Genomic DNA, 3,251 nt, shown 5'->3' with positions numbered 1-3,251 from the left:
AGGGCGGCGACGGACCCCGGCGCGCGCTGCACCCCGGACGACGTGCGGGCCTGGGAGGCCACCCATGGCCGGGTTCCGCGCGGCTGTCTGTTCGTGTGCAACACCGGCTGGCACCACCTGTGGTCCGACCCGGACCGGTTCATGGGGGTGCAGTGGGGCGCGCTGCGCGCCGGACCGGGGGATGCGCCGCCCATGGTGTTCCCTTCGTTCACGACCGATGCGGTGCACCTGCTGGTGCACGAGCGGGGGGCGGCGGGTATCGGTATCGACACCCACGGGGTGGACGCACCGGATGACGCGGATTTTTTGTGCAATCGCATGGCTCTGGCAGCCGGGGCCGTGGTGGTGGAATGCCTGGCCGCGCTGGACGGACTGCCCGCCACCGGGGCGCATGTGCTGCTGGCCCCGCTGGGGCTGTGCGGCGGAACCGGCGCGCCGGTGGCTGTTACGGCGTTCGTCCCGTAAGTCGAGCGGACTCAGCCTGTTGTTTGCAACATGACGAAAGGGGGAAGAACCTCATGGTTCTTCCCCCTGTATGTTTGCGGTGCTTGCGAAGCGGCGAGATGATGCAGTGCCCCTGCGTTCTCTAGGGGCTGTCTCCCAATTAGGATTTTCGTTCGTTGGCAAGGAAAACTAGCCTGCCATGAGGGAGTATACTCTTCTCGTATTCGACCGAGCCTAAGCCGTTAGGCGAGCGCGTAGCGCGAGTCTTACGGATAAGGACAGCAAAGCCATGGCAGGCGAAGTTTGACGCTGCCAACGGGCGAAAAGACAATTTGGAGACAGCCCCTTAGCTGCGCATGTCGCCAATGACCCGTTTCAGGTCCGAGGCCAGCCGCGAGACGTCTTCCACCGCCTGCGCCGAGTGGCGCATGGCTTCCGCCGTTTCGGCGGCGATGCGGGTAATCTCGTCGGTGGAACGGTTGATTTCCTCGCTGGCGGCGGACTGCTGTTCCGAGGCAGTGGCGATGGACCGCACCTGATCCGCCGTGCTTTCCACAAGGCCCACGATTTCGCGCAGCACGTCGCCGGAGCGGCGGGCCATGCCAGTGCCTTCCTCTATGGCGGCGGTGGCCTTTTCGGTGTTGGCGATGTTCTTGCGCGCGCTTTCCTGAATGCCCCGGATGGCGCTGCCCACCTCGTTGGTGGCGGTCATGGTCTTTTCGGCCAGCTTGCGCACCTCGTCGGCCACCACGGCAAAGCCCCTCCCGGCGTCACCGGCCCGCGCCGCCTCGATGGCGGCGTTCAGCGCCAGCAGGTTGGTCTGGTCCGCGATGTCGGCGATGACGTTCATGATCTGGCCGATGCCCTGGGCCTGGGTGCCCAGTTCGGCCATGTCGGCCTTGAGGTGCGATGCCAGTTCGTGGGCATGCTGGATGGTGCGCACCGAGCCGTCCACCACCTCGGCCCCTTCCTGGGCGCGGGCCTTGGCCTTTTCGGCCATTTCGGCGGCGCCGCCGGCATTGCGGGCCACTTCCAGCACGCTGGCGTTCATCTGTTCCATGGCGGTGGCGGCCTCGGCGGTGCGCTCGCGCTGGATGTCCGAGCCGCGAGCGGATTGTTCTATCTGTGCCGAAAGCTCTTCCGAAGCGGTGGCAAGCTGAGAGGCCACATCGTTGGCCTCTGACGAGGCGCGGGCGATGCGCTCGTTCTGTTCCGCGATGATGGCGGCCTGGCGCTTCATTTCGGTAGTGTCGATGTACAGGCAGAAACCGCCGGTAATGTTGCCGTCCAGATCCTGCAGGTAGGTGACGTTGGCCAGCACGTCCACCTTGCCGCCCTTGTGCCCGGCAATGACCACCTCCAGGTTCTTGATGCTGGTCTTTTCGTTCATGGCCCGGCCCACGGCGGTCTTGCGACCGGGTTCGTTGTAGAACACTTCGGCCAGGGTGCGACCGTATTGCGCCTTGGGGTCGGTGTCGATTTCCAGCATGTCCATGCAGGCCTTGTTGGTGAACACCGTGCGTTCCTCGCGGTCCACGATCAGCACGGGCACCACCATGGCTTCAAGCACGCTCTGCGAGAACCCCAGCTTCTCCTTCAGGTCGGCCACCATGGATTGGATGGAGCGGGCCAGGTCGTCCAGTTCGTAGCGGTACGCGCCATCCATGACGGCGCGCAGGTCGCCCTGGGCCACCTGCCCGGCGAATTGCCGGATGCGATTCATGGGGTCGAGAATGAGGCGCCGGGTGAGCAGCACGATGGAGCCTGTCAGGGCCACGATGGCGACCAGCCCCATTAGTGCCAGCAGCATGCGTTGCTGGCGCGCCACGGTGGCCAGATCGTCCTCGTAGGCAGAGGAGCATATTTTCCAGCCTGTTATGGGCATGGTACAGCTGACGAGAATTTTCGTCTTGCCTTCCCAGAGGTATTGGAACTGTGTCGTCTGCTGCGCCAGGACAGCGCGGGCGAAATCGTACTGCGTCGCGTCGGTGAGCAGCAGGGCCTTGTTGGGATGCGAAAGGAAGCGCCCCTTGGCGTCAAGCACGAAGGGGTACCCCTGCTGGCCGAATTTCACGCTTTCCACGAAGCGGTCGCTGAATCTGGTCCAGTCAAGGGTGATGGCGATGCCCCCGCCCGATTGCCCCATGACGTTCAGCACCGGGGCGGCGATGGTGAACAGCACATCCCCCTTGGTGCCCTTGAACGGCGTGCTGTCGATGAATTCCTTTCCCGCGGCGACGGCGGCGAGCACCTCGGGCATGTCCAGTTGCTTGCCGGAGATTTCCTGCCCGTCGTCGGTATACCCGTAGAGTACCTTGCCCGCGGCATCGAACGCAAAGATCGCGGCGTAATGCGGATTGCCCTTCAGGGTTTGCTGCAACTGGTCCTTCATGACCAGGCTGGCGCTGCCGTACAGCACCCCGCTGGCCAGCGCCTTCTGCTGGGTCAGCCCGCGCACGGCGGTGAGGTTGCCGGTCACGAAGTCTTCCGCCACCTTCTCGATCTGCTGTCCCACCTGGACCATGTTGGCGGTTTCGCTGCGCAGCGTGCCGTCATAGGCGGTTTTGGAAGCGATGAACACGAACGCGCACATGAAGAAGATGACCAGCCCGCCGGTAAGGACGGTGATCTGCGTGGAGATGCTCTTGAAACGCATGCGGTACTCCCGGGAACAGTGTATCGTAAGCGTCACATCACCTCCTTCTACCGCCCTCGTTTGAAATCCTGCATGCTCATCCTCCAATCAAGGAGGTGCGGGTATGCCGTCGAATCGCAGGCGAAGGTCGAAAAAGGAGTCTTATTGGCGG

General features: G+C 63.8%; 2 protein-coding genes. One reads left to right on the top strand and one right to left on the bottom strand.

Annotated features, from left to right (window positions below; all coding sequences use genetic code 11):
- On the top strand, positions 1 to 465 hold a 465-nt coding region (locus FVW27_RS11170), incomplete at its 5' end, for a cyclase family protein (RefSeq protein WP_208294747.1).
- 325 nt (positions 466 to 790) lie between these two features.
- Here FVW27_RS11170 and FVW27_RS11165 read toward each other — a convergent pair.
- Positions 791 to 3,100 carry a methyl-accepting chemotaxis protein gene (locus tag FVW27_RS11165; RefSeq protein WP_167125157.1) on the bottom strand — a complete coding sequence of 770 codons (2,310 nt, stop codon included), beginning with the start codon at positions 3,098 to 3,100 and terminating at the stop codon, positions 791 to 793.
- Between the last annotated feature and the right edge of the window lie 151 nt (positions 3,101 to 3,251).

The organism is Nitratidesulfovibrio liaohensis, from assembly GCF_011682075.1.
GTDB lineage: Bacteria > Desulfobacterota > Desulfovibrionia > Desulfovibrionales > Desulfovibrionaceae > Cupidesulfovibrio > Cupidesulfovibrio liaohensis.
The sequence above is the reverse complement of the archived record's forward strand: the minus strand, read 5'-3'. Positions and strand labels throughout refer to the sequence as shown.

Bases quoted from the DNA above. Each gene is read 5' to 3' on its own strand.
- FVW27_RS11165 (WP_167125157.1), bottom strand. From the start codon at position 3,100: ATGCGTTTCAAGAGCATCTCCACGCAGATCACCGTCCTTACCGGCGGG.